Raw genomic sequence first — 23,441 nt, 5'->3', positions numbered from 1 at the left:
TTAAAACTCTTCTAGAAGCGGAAAGTGAGGTCGACGAGCAGACGCAGATCAGTCTCTCGATCTCCGTCGTAGGGCCGGTTGATCACACTGAACAGGCCGCCGACCTCGAACACGTCGTTCCATGCGTAGCGTTGGCCGTAGCCAAGCAAGGCCATACCTCCGGTGCCGTGATCACGCTGACTGTACGTCCCCGCGCCGGCCTGGAACTGCTGGCTCCAGGCCGTTTCGTAGCGGTGGTAGAGCACCTGATTGACGTTGACCAGCGGCATCACGCTGAAGTCGGATTTGGGATTGAAATACGGCACGTCATCGGATTTCGAGTTGTGGCTGGTGCCGACTTCCAGACCGGCATCGACCTGCAGTTTCGGCGAGCTGTAGACACCCTCACGACCGGTCAGCAAGGCTTCGACGCGGTTGTTGCCATCGCTGAAGTGCGACGGGCTCACCGACAGGCGCCACTCGCGGCTTTCATTGGCGCGCCAGCGCAGGAACGCGCTGCCACCATTGGCCTTGATATCGCTGTTGAGCGCGCGCAGCGGCGTTTCGGCCGACAGGTATTCGAGGCTGCCGCCATACTGCCAGTGATCATTGATGTCACGGGCGAGCGCCAGCCGTGCACCCTGCTTGTCGCCGAAACCGTAGTCGTGACTGGACACTTCGGCTTCAAGGGTCATGTCACGGGTGCGCCGCTCCAGACCGACACGCTGGAAGCGATGGTGACCGGTGCCCTCAGCGAAATCGCCGGTGGCGTAACCGAGGCCGGCGAACACGCGCCAGTCTTCATTGATCGGCGGGCTGTACAGGGTGCTCTGGATGCCGAAGTCGCGACTGCCACTGACCGCACCGGCATCGCCACTGCCGCCGCCGTTGGCCTTGCCGCCGTAGGCTTCGACGCGCAATTCGGCCATGTCGTGGACTTCGCGCTCACGGGCCAGACGTTGCACCTGGCGGTTGTCCGGGTTACGCGCCAGCACGTCGTCGACCAGCGCATCGTTCTGCCGCCACTCCTGCAATTCCATGGCGGTGCGCGCTTGCGCCACTTCCAGACCGATGTCGCGCGGCGCGATACTTTCGGTTTCCTTGAGCTGGTTTTCCGCGCGGCGTGGCCATTGCCGGGCCAGATACACATCGGCCTGAGCCAGACGCAAACCGACGTTGCCCGGCGCCTGATCGACCAGCGTCTGCAGACGCTCCTCGCCGTGGGGCAGATCGGCGCTGTAAGTGCCGGCCTGCGCCGCCAGTTGCTGGGCGTCCATCCACTCATCGTTAGGATTGCCGATCGGCAGACCTTTAAGCTCGACGCGCGGGCGCTGTGACTTGGCAAGGTCTTCGGCGACTTTGCGCGCTTCTTCGGCACGATCGCTTTCCAGCAATGAGTAATACAGTGCGGTGGTGTCTTCGAGGCGATCGCCGCTATCGGCGTCCGGTGCCGAGAGCACCTGGCGATACAGGTCGGTGGCGATTTCCGGCTGACGCTGATCCAGACAGGACGCCGCGACCCAGCGCAATGCGTAGGTCGGAATCTTCACGCCTTCGCCTTGCAGCTTTTGGTATTCGCTGATGACCTCAGCCGTGCGTGCCCGCGCCTTGAGCGCGCCCATGCGGTCGATGCGCCAGCGGATCACGTCGTCGTGAGCCGTGGCATCCGGCGTCCAGGTGGCGAGCAACTGGTCGTAATCGGCCAAGGCGCGGTCGGCGATGACGTAGCGTTCTTTTTCGCTGCGCGTGGCAAGTTCGGCGAGGCGTACGCGCTCGGCGGCCAGATCGCCTTCCAGGCGACGCAAGGTGACCGGATCGATCAGCCCCGGACGCTGTTTAGCGAGACGCAGCGCCGGCTCTGGCAAACGCGCCTTTTGCAGCGCGACCACATACTCGCGGGCGACTTCCGGTTTGCTGCCGGCGCGGATGAACGCCTGATCGTATTCGAACAAGGCGTCGTATTGTTTGCCAGCGCGGGTCAGCGCGTAGCCAAGCGCGAGGCGCCGCGCAGGATCATCGGGTTTGGCGGCGACCAGCGCTTTGGCGCGTGTCACCGCTTCATCAGGTTTGCCGGCATCCGCCTGAGTCAGGGCCAGGCCCAGTTGCAGGTCGGCGTTGTCCGGCTCCAGGGCCAAGGCCTTGTTGTAGACCTCGGTGGCTTTATCCCAGCGCTTGAGGTTGCGATAGGCCCGCGCGGTGGCCGTCAGCGCCTGCACCGGCAGCACGCGGTCGCGGCCCTGGGTTTCGTAGACCTGCACCACTTCGGCGTCGAATCCGGCCCAACTGGCGATTTGCAGATGATCGCTGATCTGCCCGGTGCTCGCCTGCCCCGGCGGCATCTGGCGAAGCAGCGTCAGCGCAGGCGTGTAATGCCCGACACGGGCGTCGCGCACCATCTGATCATAGGGTGTGTCGGCGAACGCCAAGGCCGGCCAGAGCAACTGGCTGCACAGCGCGACTCGAAACAAAGGGCGTAAACCACGATGTAATACAGAACCATCAGTACGCGGCATTCGTCAGCATCCTTACATGGCCAGCCGGGTCGCGATGCCCCTCTTTGCCCATTCGTAACGGTGGCCAATGGCAACATCCATGGCCACGCTTAGTCAGGCAGTGTTGCACGCAAGCGTAGACCAGTTTTCGCAACGCAATAATTGTTCAGAATCCACGTGGTGCGGGGTGGGAGGCTGCGTAAATTCCGAACGCCAGACAGCAAAACGCCCGGCGTCTGTGGGCGACAGAGGCCGGGCGTTTCCATTAATGCCGCTGGATCACTGCACTTGCGTGACGCCGGCGAACTTGCTCATCAGGAAGCCGACGAACTGTTCAACGGTCATTTTCTGGCCGTTGAATTCGACCTGATTGGCCGCGTAATGCAGCTTGGTCACAACGTTGGTGCCGTCGACCACCGCCAATTGCGAACCGACGGCCATGCCAGCAAACATGTCTGCTGCTTCCTTGGACTGATCGACAATGGCTTTGGCGTCGGTCTGACCATCCAGTTGCGCTTGCACGCTGAGCAGATCGACCAGCATCGGTTTCGATACCTGAATATTCAGGTCCAGCAGAGCGATCAGTTGCTTGCCCAGTTGATCCGGTGGCAGATCCATCGACTGCGGCTTGGTCAGGTCAATGACCAGATTGGCGCGGCTTTCGCCGTTGGCGGTGTTGAACGAGAGGTTCTCCAGCGCCAGTTGCGGGCCGGCGGCGAGCAGTTTCTGCAGGTCGGCTTTGACCTGCGCGTTTTCCGCTTCGGTCAGGTTCAGCTCCGGTGCTGGCAAACCCTGAGCGGCCGCTTCGGCGGCAGCTTTTTCATAAGGCTGCAGCTTGGTCTGGTAGATCTGCATCAGCGACATCGTCGACGGAATGTCGAGGTTCTTCAGGCTCATGGCCATGGCCGCCGAGCCGACTTTCTTGTCGTTGAGGGTCACTTCGCCAATCTTGTAGTCAGCGCGGCCGGAAGCATTGCTGGCGTTTTCTTCGGTGCGGTTCTTCATTTCGAAGTTCTTCACACCCAGCACCATCGGCTGCGCACCGAAGGTGGTTTTGCTGCTGGTCACTTCCAGGGTGTTTTCCCCGGTGTAGTAGCCATAGCTGCTCTTGGCGAGGTTGCTGGCCAGGGTCAGGCCGTTGATTTCGACCTGCACCGGTGTCTGGTCTTCGGCCACGGTGACCAGTTTCAGGTTGTCCATGTAACCGTCCGCCTTGACCTTCTGCGCCTGGGCGCTGGCGGAAATGTCCATGGTCAGGCCGGAGAACTTGAGGCTCGACTGTGCATCCAGCGCGGTTTCGAACGGCACCAGGTCAAGTGTGCTGGTGGTCGATTCGTCGTAGCCGATGTTGGTCACGCCTTTGAGCGGTGCGGCGCCCTTGGTCGCGGCGAACCATTTTTCGGTGGTCGGGCTCTTCTCCAGCTCGTAGTTGCTGGTGGCCATGACCGGCAGCCACTTCAACGACACCAGACGCGAGAATGGCAGCGGGCCGTGCTCGATGTGGTCGACAAACAGCAACTCGACCGGCGCATCGCCAAACATCTCGCCCTCGCCTTTGAGACGATAGTGCGCGGTGCTGGTGAACGTGTGGCGCTCCAGCGACACCAGTTCCAGCGACGCCGTGCCGTTGGAGCCGGCCATGGCGGTCTGCAGCTCTTTGTTGGCGTTGCTGACGGCGTTGTTCAGCACGCCCTCGATCTTGGTCCCGGTGTACCAGGCCCCGCCCGCGCTGATCGCGCCGATGGCAACAACAATTCCGAGAAGCACGCCTGCTGATTTATTCATGAATGACCTGATCGATTTCCGTGGCTGTGAATGTGGTCGTCTTCCCTGAACCCGTGATCGGGTCGCGGCTCGACTGCGCTGAATTCAGCGGTGGAGATTAGCACCGGGCGCGGGATTGGGCCCAATGTTTAAAGGTTAAAGAGTGTCCATGGGGGGAATGGACAGTGAGCAGGCAGTGAGAGTTTCGCGGTTAGCGAAGCCGCCATCGCTAGCAGGCTAGCTCCCACAGGGGATGAGCGGTAAACACAAACCCCGGTGGGAGCTGGCTTGCCAGCGATGAGGCCAGATGATTCAGCCGAGCATCAGGAATACTCGGCCTCAATCTCATCGAGTTGATGATCAAAGCTCTTCAGCCGCGCCGTCCAGGTATAAACCAGCACTTCAAAGTCACGATCGATCACCGCTCCCTCTGGCCCCTCGGCGCGTGGGTCACAGAAATCCAGTTGATAGCGTTCGCGGGCCATGGCGGTGGCAACGTCGGACAGTTCACGGGCGTTGTTCAGCCAGTGCCAACCCTCGTCGGCGATCTGCTTGTCGAGTTCAAGGCACTGTTTCTTCAGGGCTTCGAGGCTTTTTTCCAGCGGAGTGCCGGTGAGTTCGCCCATGACTTCGGCGAAGGTGCGCCCGGGCTGCCAGTAGCTGCCCCAGAAATAGCGGTCGAACACGGTTTCGACCCGGCGCAGGGCGACTTTGGTGTCCCAGATCAGCACCAGGACCTTGCCTTGTTCCAACTGGCGTTTCTTGACCCGCTGCACCTGAACCGAGGCCCACGCGACCACGACGATCGCCATCACCGCGATCAGCGCAACGGCGCTGTCGAGAAAGACCATGGCCGTGTCGATCTGGTGGGCCAGCATGATGCCGTAGAAATAGGTGGCCGATAGCAGCACCAGCGCTATCAAGGCGCACCAGAAGCCCAGAGCATAAGGGTTTTTCATTATTGGTTTCCCCCGGACCACCGCCAGCGATGCGTGCAGAAGGCGCGCTTTGCACGGGGCGCGCCTCCAACACTTCAAAGCATAGCAATGACCTCAGGGTTTGCCGGGTCTTGGAGCGTGCGTTCGTCCGCTTTCCCAGCCACCGCCCAGGGCGAGGAACAAATCGATCTGGCTCATGGCAACTTGCGTGTTGGCGGCGGCCAGTTGCGCGGTGACATCGGTGTAGGTGCGGGTCGCTTGCAGGTCGGCGAGGAACGACTCGCGGCCGGCCTGGAAAAAGCGGTGCGTCTGCTCGGCGGCCAGTTTTGCCGACTGCTCGGCCTCGGCCAAGGCGTCGCGGCGTTGCAGCAGCGCGCTGTACTGGGCCAGGCCGGTCTGGGTTTCGCGGATAGCGTTGAGCACCACGCCATCGAAATGCGCCAGCGCACCCTGGGTGTTGGCCTCGGCTTCGCGGATGCGCGCGCGAGCGCCGTTGGTCGGCACTTTCCAGTTCAGCGACGGGCCGAAGCCCCAGCGGTTGGTCGACGGATCACCGAGGTCATCGATGATGCCGACCGTGCCGATGGTCGCGCCGATGCTGATGTCCGGGTACAACTCACCGGTGGCGATGCCGATCCCGGCCGTGGCCCCGGCCAGTCGCCGTTCAGCCTGACGGATATCCGGGCGCCGCTTGAGCAATGCGGCGCCGTCACCGACTGGCAGCAACTGAGCGATTTTCGGCAGCTCGGCGCAACTGGCGGTGCCCGCCGGGAGTTGATCGACCGGTTTGGCCAGCAGCATCGACAGACGGAACAAACCGGCCTGACGCGCCGCTTCGTAGCGCGGCATGTCGGCGCGCAGGGACTTGAATTGGGTTTGCGAACGGGTGACCTGGGTTTCGTCGCCACGCCCGGCGTCCCGCAAACGCTGGATCAACGACGTGCTTTGCGATTGCAGGTCGAGGGAATGCTGAGCGATCTCGCGCTCTTCGTTGGCGGCACAGATTTGGGTGTAGGCGCGCACAACGTCGGCAACCAATGTGATGCGCGCGGTATCGGCGGCGGCCTGCGTCGCGTCGGCATTGGCTTTTGCTGCTTCGATGCCGCGTTGCAGCGTGCCCCACAGATCGAACTGGTACGAGGCGCTGATGCCGATATCGGCAATGTTGGCCACCGGCACTTTCTCCGGCAGCAGAAACGCCTGCCCGGATTCCTGCAACCGCTGGGCGCCCATTTTCACTCCGCCGCTCCAGCCGCCCGCCGCTTCGGCCTCATCGACCTGCGCCCGCGCGCGCTGCAGATTGGCTGCCGCCACGCGCAAATCGGTGTTGGAGGCCATGGCCTGCTGCACCAGCTGATCCAGACGCGCATCCTGGTACAGCCGCCACCAGTCCGCCGGCACCGGCGCCGAGACCACCGGTTTGCCGGCCACCGTCAGTTCGCCCTGAATATCCTTGCGCTGAATCGCCGCGTCGTCAGGCACCTGATAATCCGGCCCGACCACCTGACACGCCGACAACATCAGGCCGAGCCCGGCGATGATCAGCGCCCTGCTCATTGCGCAGGCTCCCGCTGTTGATCATCCTCAATGATCGACACCGTGGCCGTGCGTCCGGCGATCATGCGGAAATCTGCCGGCACCTCATCAAAGGCGATACGCACCGGAATCCGCTGCGCCAGGCGCACCCAGCTGAACGCCGGGTTGACGTTGGGCAACAGGTTGCTGCCGCTGGTGCGGTCGCGATCTTCGATGCCGGCAACGATGCTTTCGACGTGGCCGCGCAGTCTGGCGCGGTCGCCGATCACGCGGATATCCACCGACTGACCAACGTGAATGCCGTCGAGTTTGGTTTCTTCGAAGTAGCCGTCGATGTGGAAGGAGTTGCTGTCGACCACCGACAACACCGGCCGCCCGGCGGTGACGAATTCCTGCGGACGCGGCGCGCGGTCGTTGACGTAACCGTCGACCGGGCTGCGGATCACCGAACGGTCGAGGTTGAGCTGCGCGCTGTCCACCGCCACCAACGCCTCGGCCAGCGCCGATTGCGCACGGGCTACGCGCGACTGGCTTTCTTCCAGTTGCTCGGCGGGCACCAGGTTGCCCAGGCCACGGTTACGCCTGGCTTCACGCTGCGCCTGGGCGAGGGTTTCTTCGCGATCGGCGACAGCAGCCCTGGCCTGGCGCAGGGCCAGTTTGAAACGGTCCTGGTCGATGCTGAACAACACCTGCCCCCGCTTGATCAGCTGGTTGTCCTTCACTTCCACCTGCTGGATCAGCCCGGACACGTCCGGGGCAATCTGGATGATGTCGGCGCGGATGTGGCCATCGCGGGTCCACGGCGCAAACATGTAATACATCACCATGCGCCAGACGAGGACCACGGCGAACGTCACGATCAGCAGGGTCAGGACCACGCGACCAATAGTCAGAAACGGTTTTTTCATGTCATCAGGTATCGACTGAGTGAGTCCACGCCGTACAGCAGCACGGCATAGAGCGCCACGTTGAACAATGCCCGGTGCCAGACCAGACGGTAAAAGTGAAGGCGTTGCAGCATGCCATGCACCAGCAAAAACAACACGTAAGTGATGCCCATCAAAACCAGCAGCGTCGGCAGGAAAATGCCGCTGATGTCCAGGTCACCGATCATAGGGGCGCTCCATCGGGCAGCGGTTCTTCGGGCTCGGCGCTGGAGACGAATTCGACGCCCGGCAGCAAAGCCAGACGCAAACCGCTCAAGGCGTGCAGCAAGTGCAGGCGGGTTGCATCGTCGCCCTGGCCACTGAGCGCGCGGCGGGTACGGTCGAGGGTCATCAGCAGGCCGCTCGGCGCTGGCAGGCGTTCGCCAGCCTTGAGGCAGGCGCGGAAATACTCGCCGACCTCGCTGACCACTTGCTGCAGCAAGGCCTTTGGCGCACCGCTCACCCGCGGGGTGTAGGCCAGCAAATCGAGCATATTCAGCCCCACGCGCACTTCACGCATCGCAATCCCGGTGTCTTGCCCTGTCAGGGCCAGACGCGGCAAATGCTGCATGAGCCGATCAAGCAGTTGCACGCCCAGTTGCCGGTGCTCGGCGAGGTTGGCCGGCTCGGTCATGCGCACGATGTCCTTCCAGCTGAACCGAGTCAGACGCTTGGCCGCCAGTTCCGCGCCGAACGGCCGCGCCACCAGCGTCCAGATGAAAGCGAACAGCAGGCCAATCGGCCCTGCCAGATTGGAGTTCACGAAGGCGAAAAAGTCGGCATCGTAAGCGCCTTGAATGCTGATGAACGACGAGGTGTTGACCAGTGTCAGCAGCATCCCGAGGTAGAAACGCGGCTGTACGGTCAGCGTACCGACGCAGATGAACGGCACCGAAAACGCCAGCACCAGCATCGGAAAGTCATGCAGGTTGGGCAGGATCAAAAACAGATAAAGGCTGGCGAACAGCACCGACATGCCGGTCCAGAAAAAGAACCGGTAGATCTGAGGTGCCGGGTCATCCATCGAGGCGAAGAAACTGCACGCGACCGCCGCGAGAATCACCGCACTGCCGCCGTCCGGCCAGCCGAGCAGGATCCACAACACTGAAGCGACGATGATCGCCAGAATCGTCGAAGCCGCCGAATACAGCATCAACCCGCGATCGATAAACGGCGTCAACCGGCCGAGGCGCCAGTGGCGATACACCGCGCGCCAGCTGTCTTGGCGTTCGCACAAAATCGCGTCCTGCAGACTGCGACAGTCCTGCCACAGATCGATAAATTCACCGAGGCGATACAGCGCGTTGGAGAACAGCACTTGTTTGCGATCTTCCAGCGCCGCAGCGCTCGGCTGTAAAGCTTCGAGCTGATCTTTCAGCGCTTGCCAGCGGTCGAGATTGGCATCTGCGTGGCTCAGCCATTCACGGGTCGCCGTCAACAGCGGCTGGCATTGTTCGACCAGTTCCGGGGTGCGCCGCTCAAGGGCATACAGCGAATCTTCCAGCGCATCGATCACGGGCAGCAGGTGGATCATCCGGCCGCGCAGCTCCTTGGTGTTGCGCACGGTCTGCGGACGCGCGCCTTCGTGAGGCAACTGGCCGATCATCAGTTCGAGGCTGTTGAAATTGGCGACCATGGCCATGCGCAAAGCTGTGACTTCTTCGGGCTGCACATCACGGCTGAGAAACTTCTGGCTGTAGGTGGTGGCGTCGGCGAACCATTTGCCCACCGCATCGTTGAACACCGGTGCCAGGCGACGTGGCCAGAACATCGCCCCGACCACCGCGGCGACGGCGATGCCGAGAAAAATCTCTTCGGTCCGCGCCTCGGCCACATCCCATACCGCCAGCGGGTTATCAACCACCGGCAGGGCGATCAGCGGCAGGGTGTAACCGGCGAGCATCAACGCGTAACTGTTGGCGGTGCGCAGGTGCAGGGACATGAACAGCAGGATCCCGGTCCACAAGGCGATCACCACCACCAGCACATACGGGCTCTGCACGAACATCGGCACAAACAGCACCGCCGCTGTAGCACCGAGGAACGTGCCGATCGCGCGGTACAACGCCTTGGAACTGGTCGGGCCGAGAAACGGGCTGGAAACGATATACACCGTGGCCATCGCCCAATACGGACGCGGCATTTGCATGAGCAGGGCGATGTACAGCGCAATCATCGACGCTGCAAAGGTACGGACCCCGTAGAACCAGTCACGGGCCGGCGGAATGCCAGTGAAAAAACCGTTCAAGAATTGACCACCACAGGCGGACTGGCCGCCTCAAAAGCCCTGAGTACCCGAAGCGTAGCTTCCAGATCGTCCCGATCGATGCCTTCGAGCACCTCGTGGCGCAAGCGCACCAGCTCGACCTCCACCGCTTGCACCAGCTCGCGACCGCGGTCGGTCAGGCTCAAGCATTTGGCGCGGCGATCCTGAGCATCCTCGGTCCGGCAGACGTAACCGGAATGACACAGCTGATCGAGCAAGCGCACCAGCGATGGGCTCTCCATTCCGGCGGCCTGAGCCACCTGAACCTGGCGCACACCTTCGCCAAGACGCCCGATCATCAACAATGGAACGGCGCAGGCTTCGGAAATTCCATAGTTCACCAGCGTGGTCTGGCAGATCTTCCGCCAATGCCGCGCGGCCACCACCATGGCGCTGCTGATGTTCATCTGGAGATTGTCGAGGGAATCGGACACGGGAAACGGACACTGTTAGTTTGCTAACTATCAATATCGCATTGGAGTGGAAATTCAGTCAAGTTTTGAAACAAATCTCCCCGCTGGTCGCCGTAATCAAACAAAGAATGCCAATTAAGTGATGACAAGGTATATACGTTGTCATTACTAGTCTTAGGAGATTGACATGTCAAAACAAGCCGTTTTCACAATGAAGCTAGAGCCGGAGCTCCGAGAAGAATTCATGGCGGAAGCAGAGGCGGCACATCGGCCAGCCTCGCAAATTATGCGAGACATGATGCGTCAGTACGTACAAACCCAACGAGAGGCACGTGAATACGAAGCCTTTTTACAACGCAAGGTTGAAATCGCTCGGGAATCCATGCGTTCGGGGAACGGACTGAGCAACGAAGATGTAGAAGCAGCGTTCGCTGCCAAACGCAGGCAGGCGGAAGATCGCCTATGAGGATTATATGGACGCCAGCCGCCGCACAGGATCGTGCAGACATTTGGGATTATTTGCAGGCCGCCAATCCAAGAGCGGCCATCGAAATGGATTTGCGCTTCAGCGAAGCGGTACATCGCCTTTCTGACAACCCGCTAATTGGCCGTGCCGGCATCATTGCCGGTACACGGGAGGTGATTCCACATCCAAGTTACCGTCTTGTCTATCAAACGGAGCGCGACGCCGTCTATATCATGGCGCTGGTTCATACGACACGAGCTTGGCCTCAGCCGAAGTAATCACCCCTCACGCCCCTTACGCAACATCACATCCAACTGATCCACCACCTCCGCCCAATCCGCATCCTCCAGAATCTCGTCGCGCAAGAACTGCGCCTGACTTTCCGACCAGAAAAACGCATCGGCCAAATGCAATTCCGGCTTGAGCGGGGAATGGCTGGCAATGAATTGGTCGATGCTGACCGGGTCGTCAGCCAGACCGAGCTGTTTGAACAGGGCCGGGAGGCTGTGTTGTGGATTTTCCATGCTGCAACTCCTCTGGCATTCAGGCGCGGCGTTGAACCGCTTGATCCAGTGGAGTTGAGCATAGCTGGCGCTGTGGGTTCAGGGCTTTGCGACGTCCGGCGAGGCCGAAGCCATCGGCTGCGCCGGATACACCGACTGCCATCCGCCGCCTAGCGCCTTGTACAAGCCAACCATCGCCAGCGAGACGCCGGTGGAGCTTTCGACCCACTGTTCCTGGGTCGCCAGCAAGGCGCTCTGCACGGTGAGGACGTTGACGAAGTCGGACACGCCTTCGACGTACTGTTGCTGCGCGGTGCGCAGGGCGATCTGGTTCTGGCGCACGGCTTCGGCGAGGCTGTCGCGGCGGCGCTGGCTGGCGTTGTACGCGGTGAGCTGATCGTCGATTTCATGCCAGGCGCGCAGCACGGTTTGCTGGTAAGCGATGGCTGCCTCTTGTTGTTGCGCTTCGCGCAGCTGCAGCATGCCGCGCAGGCGCCCGCCGTCGAACAGCGGCAGGCTGAATTGCGGGCCAATGCCGAACGCGCGCGAGCCCCATGAGCCGAAATGGCTGAGTTGCATGGCTTGCGAGCCAAGGTTGCCGGACAAGGTGATGCGTGGGTAGAAATCGCCCTTGGCCACGCCGACAGTGGCGGTGGCCGCATGTAGACGTGCTTCGGCCTGGCGGATGTCGGGGCGTCGTTCGGCCAGTTGCGACGGCAAGCCGATCGCCACTTGTAGCGGCGGCTGCGGCACCGCTGCGTCTGTGGATAACTCTCTGGCCAAGGCCTGCGGCGGCTCGCCCATCAACAGGCTGATCGCGTTGATCAATTGCGCCTGGCGCTGCTCCAGCGCCGGCAGACGCGCTTCGATGGCGGCGACTTGCGCGGCGGCTTCGGCCACGTCCAGATCGGTCGCCACGCCGTCGGCCAGACGCAGTTGCGAAAGCTTGAGGCTGTGGCGGGCGACGTCGAGGTTCTGTTCGGTGACGGCACGGGTGTTCTGCACGCCGCGCAACTGGATGTAGTTTTGCGCGGTGTCGGCCAGCACGGTCAGCAAGACGCCACGGCGGTCGTTTTCGGCGACTTGCAGGTTGGCGTCGGCGGCTTCGGTTTCACGGCGCACGCGGCCCCAGAAATCCAGCTCCCAGGACGCAGAGAAACCGGCATCCCACAGGTTGAAGGCCGAATTGCCGTTATGCCCGGAAGGATCGTTGAGGCCTTCGCCACTGTTGCGCTTGCGTCCATAGCTGCCGCTGGCAGCGGTGTTCGGGTAACGCTCAGCAGTGATCACCTGACGGGCGGCCCGGCTTTGTTGCAGACGACTGCTGGCCAGTTGCAGGTCGAGGTTGCTGCGCACGGCACGCTGGGTGAGTGCCGAAAGCTGCGCGTCGTTGAAGACCTCCCACCAGCGCTCGTTGAGCGGTTCGCTGACGGCCTGGCTGGGGGCGGATTTGGCGGGTTTGGCCCAGTCGGCGATTGGCGTGGCTTCGGGTCTCTGGAGATCGGGGCCGACGGTGCAGGCGCTGAGGCACAGGGTGAGCAAGGCACTTGAAGTGATTCGCTGCCACTGACCCCATCGCTGGCAAGCCAGCTCCCGCAGGGATTGTGCAGGCTGTCCAGATTTTTCAGGGCTGCCCATGGGCCCTGTGGGAGCTGGCTTGCCAGCGATGAGGCCAGTCAATTCAACACCGGTCATCGCTGTACCACCTCGCGATCGGTCTTCATATCCGCGGTATGAATGCTCGCCTCCACCGACATCCCCACCCGCAACCGTTCGGCCAAGGGCTGGCCCGGCTCCAGCACAATCTTCACCGGAATCCGCTGCACGACTTTGGTGAAGTTACCGGTGGCGTTGTCCGGCTTCACCGCGGCAAATGTCACACCGGTTGCTGGTGCGATACTTTCGACGCGGCCGCTTAACGTTTCACCACCAAGGCTGTCGACGCGCACCTGCACGTCCTGCCCCGGCTGCACATCGGTCAGCTGGGTTTCCTGAAAATTCGCTACTACATAGGCCTGCTGCAACGGCACCACCGCCAACAGTTTGCTGCCCGGCGACACATAGGCACCGACACGCACCGCGCGCTCGCCGATCATGCCGTCCTGCGGCGCGGTGATGCGCGTGTAGGAGAGGTTGAAACTAGCGATTTCCAGCGCCGCTTGCGCGTGTTTCAGACTGCCTTCGGCGGCGTCCCGTTGCGCCGTGAGGATTTCCACTTGCTTGCGCTCGGCAGCCAGTTTCGCCGTCGCCGTGTCGAGCCGCGCCGAGGCCTGATCGATCCGCGTACGCGCCTGTTGCGCATTCTGCACCGTGCCGGCACCGACACCGGCGAGGTGGTTGTAGCGATTGAGTTCCTGCTGGGCGAAAGCCATCTCAGCCTTGGCCGATACCACAGATGCCTGAGCCTGGGCGATCAGCGAGGTCTGGCGCTCCAGCGTCGCCTGGGCATTTTGCAGCTGTGCCCGTGCAACCAGGGTTTGCGCGTCCGCCGCCTCTGCCGCGGCACGCAGATCGCGGTCATCGATCAGCGCCAGCAGTTGCCCGGCCTTCACTTGCTGGTTGTCCTCGACCAGCACTTGCTTGATGAACCCGGCGACACGTGGCACCACCAGCGTGTAGTCCGCCGAGACAAACGCATCGTTAGTGCTTTGCTCGGTCCGCTTACCAAACAGGCCGGGCAGCGCCAGGTACACCAGCACACCGACAGCCAGCGCAGCGGCAACGGCCACCGCGAGTTTTTGCTTTGCTTGAGTCGTCATAAAAACCTTCTGTTTCAGTGCAGCGATCAAGTCGGTGCGCGCGGCGGATAGATCCGCGTCGGCAGCCAGAAAATCAGCAGAATCAGCGCCAGCGCGACGCCTGCCATGCAGATGTAAAGATCCGAGGACGTCAGCACCACCGCCTGTTCGTGCAGGCGATGGGCGAGCCCCGGATCGCGGTGATCGGCCAGCGGCGAATTGCCAAGGCTGTCGACCAACATGCTCGAATGAAAATGCAGGCGCGAGGTGGTCAGCGCCTCGATCACCCCGGTGGCGATCACCGCCGAGAGCCCTTTGACGGTGTTGAACCACGCCGAGGCGAACGGCCCGTCGAGCGGGGTAATGCTGCCGGTGGACAGCATCAGCAGCGGCAGCACCGCCATCGGCTGGCCGAGAATCTGCAACCACTGCAATACGTAGAAATCATCGCGAATCCACGCCGAAGTCAGGTGCGACCCGCCCAGGCACGACAGCGCCAGCAGGCTCAAACCGATCCCCAAGACCCAGCGGCAATCGACCCAGCGCAGATTGCACAGCGCCGCCACCAGCGGCAGTGCGAGCAACTGCGGCAAGGCTGCGATCAGCATGATCGGTGCGGTCTGCACCGGGCGATAACCTTGCACCTGGGCCAGATAACTCGATGGGATCAGCACCACGGCGAGCAAAACCACCAGTACACCGGCCAGCGTCATCAAAGCGAACGACAGGTTGCGAATGCCGAGCATCTGCAATTTGAAAAACGGAATCGGCTGCGACCACTCGTTGATCAGAAACGCCACCAGCAACAGCGAGCCGGCGCCGAGCAAGGCGCAGATCAGATTCGATTCGAACCAGTCCAGGCGATTGCCTTGCAGCAGGCCGATGACCAGCATGCAAATCGCCGGAAACCCCAGCAGCAAACCTTTCCAGTTGAAGGTTTTCAGGCGTTCGAGGCGCAGCGGATCCTGCGGAATGCCATAGGCCACCGCCGCCATGGCGATCAGGCACGGCACGACGATTTGCCAGAAGGTCCATTGCCAGCCGACGTACTCGGTCCACAAACCGGCCAGTGGCGTGCCCAGTCCCGGGCCGAATGTCGCGGTCAGCGCATAACCGGCCAGTCCGTAAAGCTTGATGTTCGCTGGCAGGAAACGCAGGGCGACGGTCATCAACATGGGCGGCAAGGCGCCGCCCGCCAGCCCCTGCACAGTGCGCATCAGCAGCAGGCTTTCGTAATTCGGCGCGAACGGGCACAGCACACCGAGCAAGGTGAACAGGCTGATCGCGCACAAGGTGAAGCGCCGTAGCGAGAAGGTCACCGAGCACCACGGCGCGAACGCCATGGCCGCGACCGAGGTGGCGGTGTAACTGGCGACCAGCCAGGTGCCTTCGTCGTAACCGATGTGCAGCGCGCCGCGAATATCGGCGAGGGCGACCTTGGTCACCATCTCGTTGAGGCCCGACACCAGCACTGCCAGCAGCACGCCGACCAGGCCAATGATGATCCGCGCCCCGAACACCGGTGGCGCGGCCGCCGTCGCCGGATTGGCCGCAGCAACAGGTGCCGCAGCCGTCAGGGATGTCATGAATACACACTCCGGAGAGAAAAATACCGGAGCATTTTAGTGGGGCTTGGCAATGCCGGAAATTGACTTATTGGCAGGTTATAAGTGCATCAGACACAACGATGAGACTTGTAGGAGTGAGCCTGCTCGCGATAGCGGTGTGTCAGTTGATTCAGGTGTCGAATGACACACCGCTATCGCGAGCAGGCTCACTCCTGCAGGGGGTTTGTGTCGGTTCCAGGTCTAGGGCTGTGCCGCCAGCCACGTTTCATCGCAGCAGGTTTTCAGGGTTTCGCGCAGCCAGCGGTGTGCCGGGTCCTTGTCGAAGCGCGGGTGCCAGGCCTGGGTCAGCATCAGCATCGGCAAGGGAATCGGCAGGTTGAACGAGCGCAGTTTCAGGCCCAGGCGGCGGACACTCAGCAGGGCTTCCTTGGGCACCGGCAGGATCAGGTCGGAATCCGGCAGGGCGAACATCGCCGCATGGAAACTCGGCGCAATCACCGCCACTCGCCGCTCCAGGCCCAGCGCATTCAGCGCCGTATCGATCGGGCCGCGGGCGATGCCCCGGCGCGACATGCTGATGTGAGAGAACCCGGCGTAGCGCTCGGCGGTGATTTCGCCATCGAGCAGCGGATGGTCCTCGCGCACCAGACCGACAAAATGCGTCGAGAACAGGTTCTGCACTTTCACTTCAGGCGTGACCGGCCGGGTGTTGCTGACGCTCAGGTCGATGCGTCCTTCGCGCAGCGCCTCGTCGTCGCCGTCACCTTCCGGGACGAAGCGCAGTTCGCAGTGCGGGGCGAGTTTGTCGAGGGTGTCGAAGAGCTTGCCGCCATAGACGCCGACAAAAAAGTCATTGGCGCGAATGCTGAAACGCCGCCGCAGGGTGCCCAGTTCCACGCTGTCGGCAGAGCGGAACAGCAGCGCGGCTTGCTCGACCACGTCGCGCACCTGCTCGCGCAGCTCAAGAGCCTTGGGTGTCGGTACCAGACCGCGGCCGGCGCGCACCAGAATCGGATCGCCGATGGCTTCGCGGATGCGCGTCAACGTGCGGCTCATCGCCGCCGGGCTGAGATTCATCCGCCGCGCCGCACCGACCACACTGCCCTCGTCGAGCAGAGCGTCGAGGGCGACGAGCAGGTTCATGTCCGGGAGTTGCATGCTGAGCACTCTTGGCTGATAGGGATTGATCTGGGCGCAATGCTAGCAAACATCCTTCAGATCAAGCGGTGCCGCTGATAAAGCTATCGCGAGCAGGCTCACTCCTACAGGGGAACGCATTCCAAAATGTAGGAGTGAGCCTGCTCGCGATGAGGCCGGCCGTCACACCACAGATTACCGCTGCATACCCCAACGCTTCACCGTTACCCGCTCCAGCGAATCAAACACCAGATTCTCCACCAGCAAACCAATCAGGATCACCACGGCCAACCCGGCGAACACCTTGTCGGTGTACAGCTCGTTGCGGTTCTGGAAGATGTACCAGCCGAGCCCGCCCTTGCCGCTGGTGGCGCCGAACACCAGTTCTGCCGCGATCAGGGTGCGCCAGGCAAACGCCCAGCCGATTTTCAGCCCGGCCAGAATCGACGGCAACGCCGCCGGGATCAGGATGAACAAGACCAGGCGCAAGCCTTTCAAACCGTAATTGCGCCCGGCCATGCGCAGGGTTTCGGAGACACCCATGAAGCCGGCATAGGTGTTCAGCGCCAAGGCCCAGAGCACCGAATGCACCAGCACGAAAATCAGGCTGTTCTGCCCCAGGCCGAACCACAGCAGTGCCAGCGGCAACAGGGCAATCGCCGGCAGTGGATTGAGCATCGAGGTCATCGTGCTGAGCAGATCGCGGCCCAACTGCGTCGACACCGCCAGCGTGGTCAGGCCAAAAGCGAGGACGATACCGATCAGATAACCCTTGATCAGCACCACCAGCGAAATCCATACCTTGGCCAACAGCTCACCGCTGAGCAAGCCGTCGAACAGCGCACGGCTGGTCTGCAGAAAACTCGGCAGCATCAGGTCATTGTTCTGGACTCGCGCGACCACTTCCCACAGCAGCGCCAGCACGATGAGGATCAGGCTCTTGCGCAGCCAGCCCTGTTGCCACAGCCGCGTACCGAGCGCCAGTTCACGCTCGACCGGCACGGCCGTCAGCGGCTCGAGCTCGATTTCGAATTCTTCCCGCACGGACGATGAATGGCTCATCGGGTAGTCCTCCTGCCGCTCAATAGGCGATGCGAATGTCGTTGAAGTCGTGATCACGTTCGGTGTCGGGCGGCTGGCCTTCGTCGAACAGCAGTCGGTGAATGCGCCGCGCCGATTCCTGAAACGCCACACCGCCAAGGCTGTGCAGATCGTATTGATGGCTATGCACTTCGGCGCGCACGCGCCCCGGATGGGGTGACAGCAACAGAATGCGATTGCCGACCACCAGCGCCTCTTCGATCGAATGCGTGACGAACAGCAAGGTAAAACGCACCTCCTCCCAGAGCAGCAGCAGTTCCTCCTGCATCTTGCGCCGGGTCAGCGCGTCCAGCGCGGCGAACGGCTCGTCCATCAGGAGGATTTTCGGTTGCATCGCCAGTGCCCGGGCAATCGCGACCCGCGCCTTCATGCCGCCGGACAGGGTGTGTGGATAGGCGTCGGCGAACGCCGCCAGCCCGACCTTTTCCAGATAGTGCAGCGCACGTTCTTCGGCGTGTTTTTTGTTCAACGTTCGCGAGGCCAGCAGCGGAAACATCACGTTCTGTTTGACGGTTTTCCAAGGTGGCAGTTGATCGAATTCCTGAAACACCACAATCCGGTCCGGCCCCGGCGCATCGACGCGCTGGCCTTGCAAACGGATCTCGCCTTCGGATGGCTGGATGAAACCGGCGACGGCTTTGAGCAAGGTCGACTTGCCGCAGCCGGACGGGCCGAGCAGCACGTAGCGGTCCGCCGGGTCGATTTCAAAACTGACCTGATGGGTGGCGCGCACCACGCGTTGCGGCGTGCGGTATTCGAGGCTGACATTATCGACCGCCAGCAGCGCTTCGCTGCGGGCGACCGGGTTGCTGGCCGCGTGGCCTGGCAAGGGAGCGTTCATGGTCTTGGCAATCTCCGCGAATCAGAAAGGCGCATCGCCCTGAATGGTCGTGCGATACAGCTTGCGGCGCAGGTGCGCGGGGCAACCGGCGGCGAGGTGGATCAGCGAGCGGTTGTCCCAGAACACCAGATCATGCGGTTGCCAGTGATGGCGGTAGATGTTTTGCGGCAGCACGCTGTGGGCGTAGAGCTCACTCAGCAGTTGCTGACTTTCGTCTTCCGGCAGACCAACGATGCGCGTGGTGAAGCCTTCACTGACGAACAGGGCCTTGCGGCCGTTTTCCGGGTGTGTGCGCACCACCGGATGCACGACTTCGGCGACTTGCGCCAGTTGTTCCGGGGTCAGGGTCGGGCGCCAGTTGCCCTCGAATTTGCTTTCGCTGTAACGCGCGGTGTACGAGTGCGCAGCGAAGCGGCCTTCGACAGCGTTACGCAACGCGGCAGGCAGGTTGTCCCAAGCTTTGTGCATGTCGGCGAACAGCGTATCGCCGCCCTCCTCTGGCAACTCTTGGGCATGAAGCATCGAACCGAGGCTCGGCAGCTCTTTATAGGAGAGGTCGGAATGCCAGAACTTGCCAGCGTCACCGAGACCGATGTTCTGGCCGTTTTCGATGATATTGGAAACGATGAGGATTTCCGGGTGATTGGCCAGCAGGAACTGCTTGAGCACATGGATTTGCAGCACACCGAAGCGGCGGCTGAAATCGATCTGCTGTTGCGGGGTGATCCGTTGGTCGCGAAAGACCACGACGTGGTGATCGAGGTGCGCGCGATGAATGCGCGCGAAATCCTGGTCATTGACCGGGCGGCTCAGGTCGAGGCCAACGATTTCGGCGCCGACGGCACCGCTGAACGGGCGAACTTCGAAAGTTTGCGGCGCGGCGGTCGCGGCGCTCGGGGTGGCAGTAGCTGCGGACATCTTTCCATCTCCCACGCACGGCGCGCTCACGGGCGCGCTCGTCGATCAGACACTCACGCTGGATTGCGTGTTGGTTCAGGTCGTGCGGCGCGCCGATTGGTCGGCAGGTACGCAGGGGGATGACTTTATAGCTATAAGAATTGGAAATTAAATACCGTTAGAGAATAACGATATGGCGATTGGTGAGGGGCCGGGTGACCATTTTTGTCATTTACCGACGGATATTTAGCGAATGCGCTGGCCTCATCGCGAGCAGGCTCACTCCTACAGGGGAACGCATTCCAAAATGCAGGAGTGAGCCTGCTCGCGATGAGGCCAGAAAGGCCAATAAAGATTTAGCGTTCGTGCAACGCCTCGGCCCGCGCGCGAATGATCGGTTTGAGCAGGTAGCTCAACACCGACTTCTTGCCCGTGATGATGTCCACCGACGCGACCATCCCCGGAATGATCAGCAGCGGCTTTTCATCCGTGCCCAGATGGCTGCGCTCGGTGCGCACCTTGATCATGTAGTAGGTGGTTTTTTTGTCTTCATCGGTGATGGTGTCGGCGCCGATCTGCTCGAGCTGCGCCTTGAGCCCGCCATAAATGGTGTAGTCGTAGGCAGTGAATTTGACGATCGCTTCCTGACCCGGATGCAGGAAGGCGATGTCCTGCGGACGAATTTTCGCTTCGACCAGCAGGGTGTCATCCAGCGGCACGATTTCGACCATGTCGCTGCCCGGCTGGATGACGCCCCCGATGGTGTTGACCAGCAACTTGTTGACGATACCGCGCACTGGCGAAGTAACCAGCGTGCGGCTGACGCGGTCTTCAAGGGCCTTGCCGGTGGCCTGGGCCTTGTTCAGGTCGGTGCGCGCTTCGTTGAGCTGGGTCAGCGCTTCGCTGCGGAATTTGCCGCGAGTTTCGTCGATCTTGCGTTGCACTTCCTTGATCGCCGATTCGGCACGCGGGATGGCCAGCGTGGTTGCGTCGAGCTGACCACGGGTTTCAACCTCGGCGCGCTTGAGCCGCAGCACTTCCACCGGCGACACCGCGCCCTGCGCCACCAGCGGCTCGGACATGTTGATTTCCTGACGCTGCAGGCCCAGCTGCTGACGGTATTGCGCCTGCTTGGAGCTGAACTCGCGCAGTTCTTGCTGGCGCTGAATCAACTGCTCCTGCAAGCCGCCGATTTCGTCGTGCAACTGCTGACGGCGGCTGATGTACAGCGATTCTTCGCTCTTGGCCTGCCCCGGCACAGCCTTGAGCACGTCCTCGGGGAAATTCAGCGGACGATCATCGACTTCCGCGCTTAAGCGCTCGACGCGCAGCAGCATCGACAGGCGATCCGCTTCAGTTTCGCCAACGTTGGAAGCAAAACGCGTGTCGTCGAGACGAATCAGCGGCGCGCCGGCTTCGACGATTTGCCCTTCCTTGACGAACAGCTCCGAGACGATGCCGCCCTCGAGGTTTTGAATCTTCTGGATCTTCGACGACGGAATCGCCTTGCCGTCGCCCTTGGTCACTTCGTCGATCACCGCGAAGTTGGCCCAGAGCATGAGGAACACGAAGAAACCGATGATCGCCCAGATGGTCAGGCGCACGACGCGCGGGGCGTCTTCGATCAGCGCCTTGTTGACCTCCGGCAGCGGCTGGCCCTGCAGCGAAGCAGAACCCTTGAAGTAGCGACGGATCGATTCCTTGACACCAGACTTAAGCAACACTGATCTGCCCCTTCTTCAACGCTTCCATCACCGCGGCTTTCGGGCCGTCGGCGAGAATCTGCCCGCGATCGACTACCAGCAAGCGATCGACCAGCGATAGCAGCGAGGCCCGGTGCGTCACCAGCACCACGGTCTTGTTTTCGATCACCGCCGCGAGGCGTTGCTTGAGCCGTTCTTCGCCGGTGTTGTCCATGGCGCTGGTCGGCTCGTCCATCAGCAGAATCGGCGGATTGAGCAACAGCGCCCGGGCCAGGGCAACGTTCTGCCGCTGGCCGCCGGACAGGTTCTGCCCACGCTCGCCGACTTGCAGCTCGTAACCCTGCGGATGCAGGCGAGCGAATTCGTGAACGCCGGCCAGTTCGGCAGCTTGCAGCACCAGTTCGTCTTCGACATAACGTGCGCCGGACACCAGATTGTCACGCAAGGTGCCGGCCAGCAGTTGGATGTCTTGTGGTACGTAGCCGATGTTGTAGCGCAGTTCGCTGACGTCGATCTGGCGAATATCCACGCCATCGACCAGCAGCGCGCCGTCGTCCGGTTGATAGAGGCCGACCAGCAGTTTCGCCAGCGAACTCTTGCCCGAGCCGCTGCGGCCGATGATGCCGATCTTCTCGCCGGGACGGATCACCAGGTTGATGTTCTTCAGCGCCGGGTTCTGTTGTTCCGGGTAGGTGAAGCTCAGCTGACGGCACTCGATGGCGCCTTGCAGCACCTTGCGGCTCAGCGGGCGTTCTTCGAAGTTGCGTTCCTGCGGCAGCTCCATCATCTGGTCGACCGAGGTCATGGTCACCCGCGCCTGCTGATAACGCGTGAGCAGACCGGACAGCGAGGCCAGCGGGCTGAGCGCGCGACCGCTGAGCATGTAGCAGGCGATCAGCCCGCCCATACTCAGGTTGCCGGCGATGATCTGGTAGACGCCGAAGACGATCATGATCACCCCGGCCAGTTGCTGGATCAGCAAGGTGATGTTCATCGCCAGACCGGAAAGCATTTTCACCCGCAACTCGAGGCGGCTGAGGGTGCCGATGGTCTGCTCCCACTGGTACTGGCGCTCGCTTTCGGCGTTGTTGACCTTGACCGCGTCGAGGCCGGCGAGGGTTTCGATCAGGCTCGACTGGCGCTCGGCACCGAGGGCCATGGTGCGCTCCATGGTCGCGACCAATGGCTTCTGCAACGCGTAACCAATCAGCAAGGCGATCGGGAAGGCCAGCACCGGGATCCACACCAGATGCCCGCCGAGAATGGCGATCACGATAAAGATCAGGATGGTGAACGGCAGATCGATCAGGCTGGTCAGGGTCAGCGAGGCGAGGAAGTCGCGCAGGCTCTGAAACTCATGGATGTTCTGCGCAAAGCTGCCGACCCGCGCCGGGCGGTATTTCATCGCCATGCCGACGATGCGTTCGAACAACGTCGCCGAGATGATCAGGTCGGTTTTCTTCCCGGCCAGGTCCAGGCACAGACTGCGCAGGCTTTTCAGGATCAGGTCAAAAATGTACGCGCCGGTAATGCCCAGCGCCAGCACCCACAGGGTCGCTTCGGCCTGGTTCGGCACCACGCGGTCATATACGTTCATCACGAACAGCGGCGCGGCCATGGCGATGATGTTGATCAGGAAACTCGCGGCGATCGCATCGGCGTAGAGCCAGCGCGAGCGCTTGAGGGTGTCGCGAAACCACGAGCGCGCACGCGGAATCAGCGTGCCGTGGTTGACGTCGAATTTGTGTTGCGGCTGAGCGAAGAAGACTTTGCCGATGTAGTCGTCGGCGAGCAGTTCGCGGCTGACGGTCGACTCGCCGCCATCGCTTTCGCTGAGCAGCACTCGCGCATCACTGTCGCCCTGCCAGCCGAGCAGCACGGCACTGCGGCCGTCCTTGAGCAGCAGCAAAGCTGGCATGGCGATCGCCGGGATTTCTTCCAGTTTGCGCTGCAGCACCCGCCCTTGCAGGCCGGCGCGAGCTGCCGCACGCGGCAGCAACTCGACACTCAGACGTTGTTTGGGCAGCGGCAGGCCGGTGGTCAGCATCGCGGCGCTGGCCGGCTTCTGGTGCAGCATGCAAAGGGCGAGCAGACCGTCCAGCAAGGGATCGTCATGCAACGCGCGTGGATCATGGCTGAGATGAACTCGACTGACTTCTGATTCCACGCTCGA

20 protein-coding genes are annotated in these 23,441 nt (G+C 61.9%); 2 read left to right on the top strand and 18 right to left on the bottom strand.

What is annotated here, in order from left to right; translation table 11 throughout:
* Positions 1–11: 11 nt before the first annotated feature.
* The 8 genes from pgaA to BLU52_RS25820 all read right to left on the bottom strand — a co-directional run bounded on the left by pgaA (position 12) and on the right by BLU52_RS25820 (position 10,308).
* Positions 12–2,492 (bottom strand): poly-beta-1,6 N-acetyl-D-glucosamine export porin PgaA, encoded by a 2,481-nt coding sequence (pgaA, locus tag BLU52_RS25855; protein WP_090288123.1) that lies wholly within the window; start codon positions 2,490–2,492, stop codon positions 12–14.
* 258 nt (positions 2,493–2,750) lie between these two features.
* Positions 2,751–4,256: a YdgA family protein gene (locus BLU52_RS25850; RefSeq protein WP_090288121.1), complete on the bottom strand. Its 1,506-nt coding sequence runs from the start codon at positions 4,254–4,256 to the stop codon at positions 2,751–2,753.
* A gap of 302 nt (positions 4,257–4,558) precedes the next feature.
* A complete protein-coding gene (locus BLU52_RS25845; protein WP_090288119.1) occupies positions 4,559–5,194 on the bottom strand; it encodes an NADH:ubiquinone oxidoreductase subunit N in 636 nt (211 codons plus the stop codon).
* Between the two features lie 93 nt (positions 5,195–5,287).
* Positions 5,288–6,730, bottom strand: coding sequence for an efflux transporter outer membrane subunit (locus tag BLU52_RS25840; RefSeq protein WP_090288116.1), 1,443 nt, complete (start codon positions 6,728–6,730; stop codon positions 5,288–5,290).
* Positions 6,727–7,617, bottom strand: a complete 891-nt coding sequence (locus BLU52_RS25835; protein ID WP_090288114.1) for an efflux RND transporter periplasmic adaptor subunit — start codon at positions 7,615–7,617, stop codon at positions 6,727–6,729. Before BLU52_RS25835 ends, BLU52_RS25840 begins: the two co-directional genes overlap by 4 nt.
* Positions 7,614–7,823: a DUF1656 domain-containing protein gene (locus BLU52_RS25830; protein WP_090288112.1), complete on the bottom strand. Its 210-nt coding sequence runs from the start codon at positions 7,821–7,823 to the stop codon at positions 7,614–7,616. The genes BLU52_RS25835 and BLU52_RS25830 overlap by 4 nt, the downstream gene beginning before the upstream one ends.
* Complete coding sequence (locus tag BLU52_RS25825) at positions 7,820–9,883, bottom strand: FUSC family protein (protein WP_090288110.1); 2,064 nt, start codon at positions 9,881–9,883, stop codon at positions 7,820–7,822. Before BLU52_RS25825 ends, BLU52_RS25830 begins: the two co-directional genes overlap by 4 nt.
* Positions 9,880–10,308 carry a MarR family winged helix-turn-helix transcriptional regulator gene (locus BLU52_RS25820; protein WP_090288108.1) on the bottom strand — a complete coding sequence of 143 codons (429 nt, stop codon included), beginning with the start codon at positions 10,306–10,308 and terminating at the stop codon, positions 9,880–9,882. The genes BLU52_RS25825 and BLU52_RS25820 overlap by 4 nt, the downstream gene beginning before the upstream one ends.
* A 193-nt stretch (positions 10,309–10,501) precedes the next feature.
* Between BLU52_RS25820 and BLU52_RS25815 the strand changes: the two genes are divergently transcribed.
* Entirely contained in the window at positions 10,502–10,780 is a 279-nt protein-coding gene (locus BLU52_RS25815; RefSeq protein ID WP_090288106.1) for an antitoxin of toxin-antitoxin stability system, read from the top strand.
* Positions 10,777–11,058 carry a type II toxin-antitoxin system RelE/ParE family toxin gene (locus BLU52_RS25810; RefSeq protein WP_090288104.1) on the top strand — a complete coding sequence of 94 codons (282 nt, stop codon included), beginning with the start codon at positions 10,777–10,779 and terminating at the stop codon, positions 11,056–11,058. The genes BLU52_RS25815 and BLU52_RS25810 overlap by 4 nt, the downstream gene beginning before the upstream one ends.
* Here the strand turns inward: BLU52_RS25810 and BLU52_RS25805 are convergent, their stop codons facing one another.
* The 10 genes from BLU52_RS25805 to BLU52_RS25760 form a co-directional block, all read right to left on the bottom strand.
* Positions 11,059–11,304 carry a DUF2789 domain-containing protein gene (locus BLU52_RS25805; RefSeq protein ID WP_090288102.1) on the bottom strand — a complete coding sequence of 82 codons (246 nt, stop codon included), beginning with the start codon at positions 11,302–11,304 and terminating at the stop codon, positions 11,059–11,061.
* 78 nt (positions 11,305–11,382) lie between these two features.
* Positions 11,383–12,978: an efflux transporter outer membrane subunit gene (locus BLU52_RS25800; protein WP_197677949.1), complete on the bottom strand. Its 1,596-nt coding sequence runs from the start codon at positions 12,976–12,978 to the stop codon at positions 11,383–11,385.
* A complete protein-coding gene (locus BLU52_RS25795) occupies positions 12,975–14,042 on the bottom strand; it encodes an HlyD family secretion protein (protein WP_090288100.1) in 1,068 nt (355 codons plus the stop codon). The genes BLU52_RS25800 and BLU52_RS25795 overlap by 4 nt, the downstream gene beginning before the upstream one ends.
* 26 nt (positions 14,043–14,068) lie before the next feature.
* Entirely contained in the window at positions 14,069–15,607 is a 1,539-nt protein-coding gene (locus BLU52_RS25790; protein ID WP_090288098.1) for an MFS transporter, read from the bottom strand.
* Positions 15,608–15,829: 222 nt separating this feature from the next.
* Positions 15,830–16,747 (bottom strand): LysR family transcriptional regulator, encoded by a 918-nt coding sequence (locus BLU52_RS25785; RefSeq protein WP_090288096.1) that lies wholly within the window; start codon positions 16,745–16,747, stop codon positions 15,830–15,832.
* A gap of 174 nt (positions 16,748–16,921) precedes the next feature.
* Positions 16,922–17,788, bottom strand: a complete 867-nt coding sequence (locus tag BLU52_RS25780) for an ABC transporter permease (protein ID WP_090288094.1) — start codon at positions 17,786–17,788, stop codon at positions 16,922–16,924.
* Positions 17,789–17,807: 19 nt separating this feature from the next.
* Positions 17,808–18,668: an ABC transporter ATP-binding protein gene (locus BLU52_RS25775; protein ID WP_090288092.1), complete on the bottom strand. Its 861-nt coding sequence runs from the start codon at positions 18,666–18,668 to the stop codon at positions 17,808–17,810.
* Between the two features lie 21 nt (positions 18,669–18,689).
* Complete coding sequence (locus tag BLU52_RS25770; protein WP_090288090.1) at positions 18,690–19,586, bottom strand: TauD/TfdA dioxygenase family protein; 897 nt, start codon at positions 19,584–19,586, stop codon at positions 18,690–18,692.
* Positions 19,587–19,921: 335 nt separating this feature from the next.
* Positions 19,922–21,289 carry an HlyD family type I secretion periplasmic adaptor subunit gene (locus BLU52_RS25765; protein WP_090288088.1) on the bottom strand — a complete coding sequence of 456 codons (1,368 nt, stop codon included), beginning with the start codon at positions 21,287–21,289 and terminating at the stop codon, positions 19,922–19,924.
* Positions 21,279–23,435: a type I secretion system permease/ATPase gene (locus BLU52_RS25760; RefSeq protein ID WP_090288085.1), complete on the bottom strand. Its 2,157-nt coding sequence runs from the start codon at positions 23,433–23,435 to the stop codon at positions 21,279–21,281. Before BLU52_RS25760 ends, BLU52_RS25765 begins: the two co-directional genes overlap by 11 nt.
* Positions 23,436–23,441 lie beyond the last annotated feature (6 nt).

It is taken from the genome of Pseudomonas granadensis, assembly GCF_900105485.1.
In the GTDB taxonomy this organism is placed as follows: domain Bacteria; phylum Pseudomonadota; class Gammaproteobacteria; order Pseudomonadales; family Pseudomonadaceae; genus Aquipseudomonas; species Aquipseudomonas granadensis.
This window is presented reverse-complemented; position numbering and strand designations above follow the sequence as displayed.

Coding starts and splice junctions, on each gene's coding strand:
- BLU52_RS25830 (WP_090288112.1), bottom strand. CDS start 7,823: ATGATCGGTGACCTGGACATCAGCGGCATTTTCCTGCCGACGCTGCTG.
- BLU52_RS25790 (WP_090288098.1), bottom strand. CDS start 15,607: ATGACATCCCTGACGGCTGCGGCACCTGTTGCTGCGGCCAATCCGGCG.
- BLU52_RS25850 (WP_090288121.1), bottom strand. CDS start 4,256: ATGAATAAATCAGCAGGCGTGCTTCTCGGAATTGTTGTTGCCATCGGC.
- BLU52_RS25780 (WP_090288094.1), bottom strand. CDS start 17,788: ATGAGCCATTCATCGTCCGTGCGGGAAGAATTCGAAATCGAGCTCGAG.
- BLU52_RS25845 (WP_090288119.1), bottom strand. CDS start 5,194: ATGAAAAACCCTTATGCTCTGGGCTTCTGGTGCGCCTTGATAGCGCTG.
- BLU52_RS25805 (WP_090288102.1), bottom strand. CDS start 11,304: ATGGAAAATCCACAACACAGCCTCCCGGCCCTGTTCAAACAGCTCGGT.
- BLU52_RS25835 (WP_090288114.1), bottom strand. CDS start 7,617: ATGAAAAAACCGTTTCTGACTATTGGTCGCGTGGTCCTGACCCTGCTG.
- pgaA (WP_090288123.1), bottom strand. CDS start 2,492: ATGCCGCGTACTGATGGTTCTGTATTACATCGTGGTTTACGCCCTTTG.
- BLU52_RS25815 (WP_090288106.1), top strand. CDS start 10,502: ATGTCAAAACAAGCCGTTTTCACAATGAAGCTAGAGCCGGAGCTCCGA.
- BLU52_RS25820 (WP_090288108.1), bottom strand. CDS start 10,308: ATGAACATCAGCAGCGCCATGGTGGTGGCCGCGCGGCATTGGCGGAAG.
- BLU52_RS25840 (WP_090288116.1), bottom strand. CDS start 6,730: ATGAGCAGGGCGCTGATCATCGCCGGGCTCGGCCTGATGTTGTCGGCG.
- BLU52_RS25810 (WP_090288104.1), top strand. CDS start 10,777: ATGAGGATTATATGGACGCCAGCCGCCGCACAGGATCGTGCAGACATT.
- BLU52_RS25775 (WP_090288092.1), bottom strand. CDS start 18,668: ATGAACGCTCCCTTGCCAGGCCACGCGGCCAGCAACCCGGTCGCCCGC.
- BLU52_RS25795 (WP_090288100.1), bottom strand. CDS start 14,042: ATGACGACTCAAGCAAAGCAAAAACTCGCGGTGGCCGTTGCCGCTGCG.
- BLU52_RS25800 (WP_197677949.1), bottom strand. CDS start 12,978: ATGACCGGTGTTGAATTGACTGGCCTCATCGCTGGCAAGCCAGCTCCC.
- BLU52_RS25785 (WP_090288096.1), bottom strand. CDS start 16,747: ATGCAACTCCCGGACATGAACCTGCTCGTCGCCCTCGACGCTCTGCTC.
- BLU52_RS25770 (WP_090288090.1), bottom strand. CDS start 19,586: ATGTCCGCAGCTACTGCCACCCCGAGCGCCGCGACCGCCGCGCCGCAA.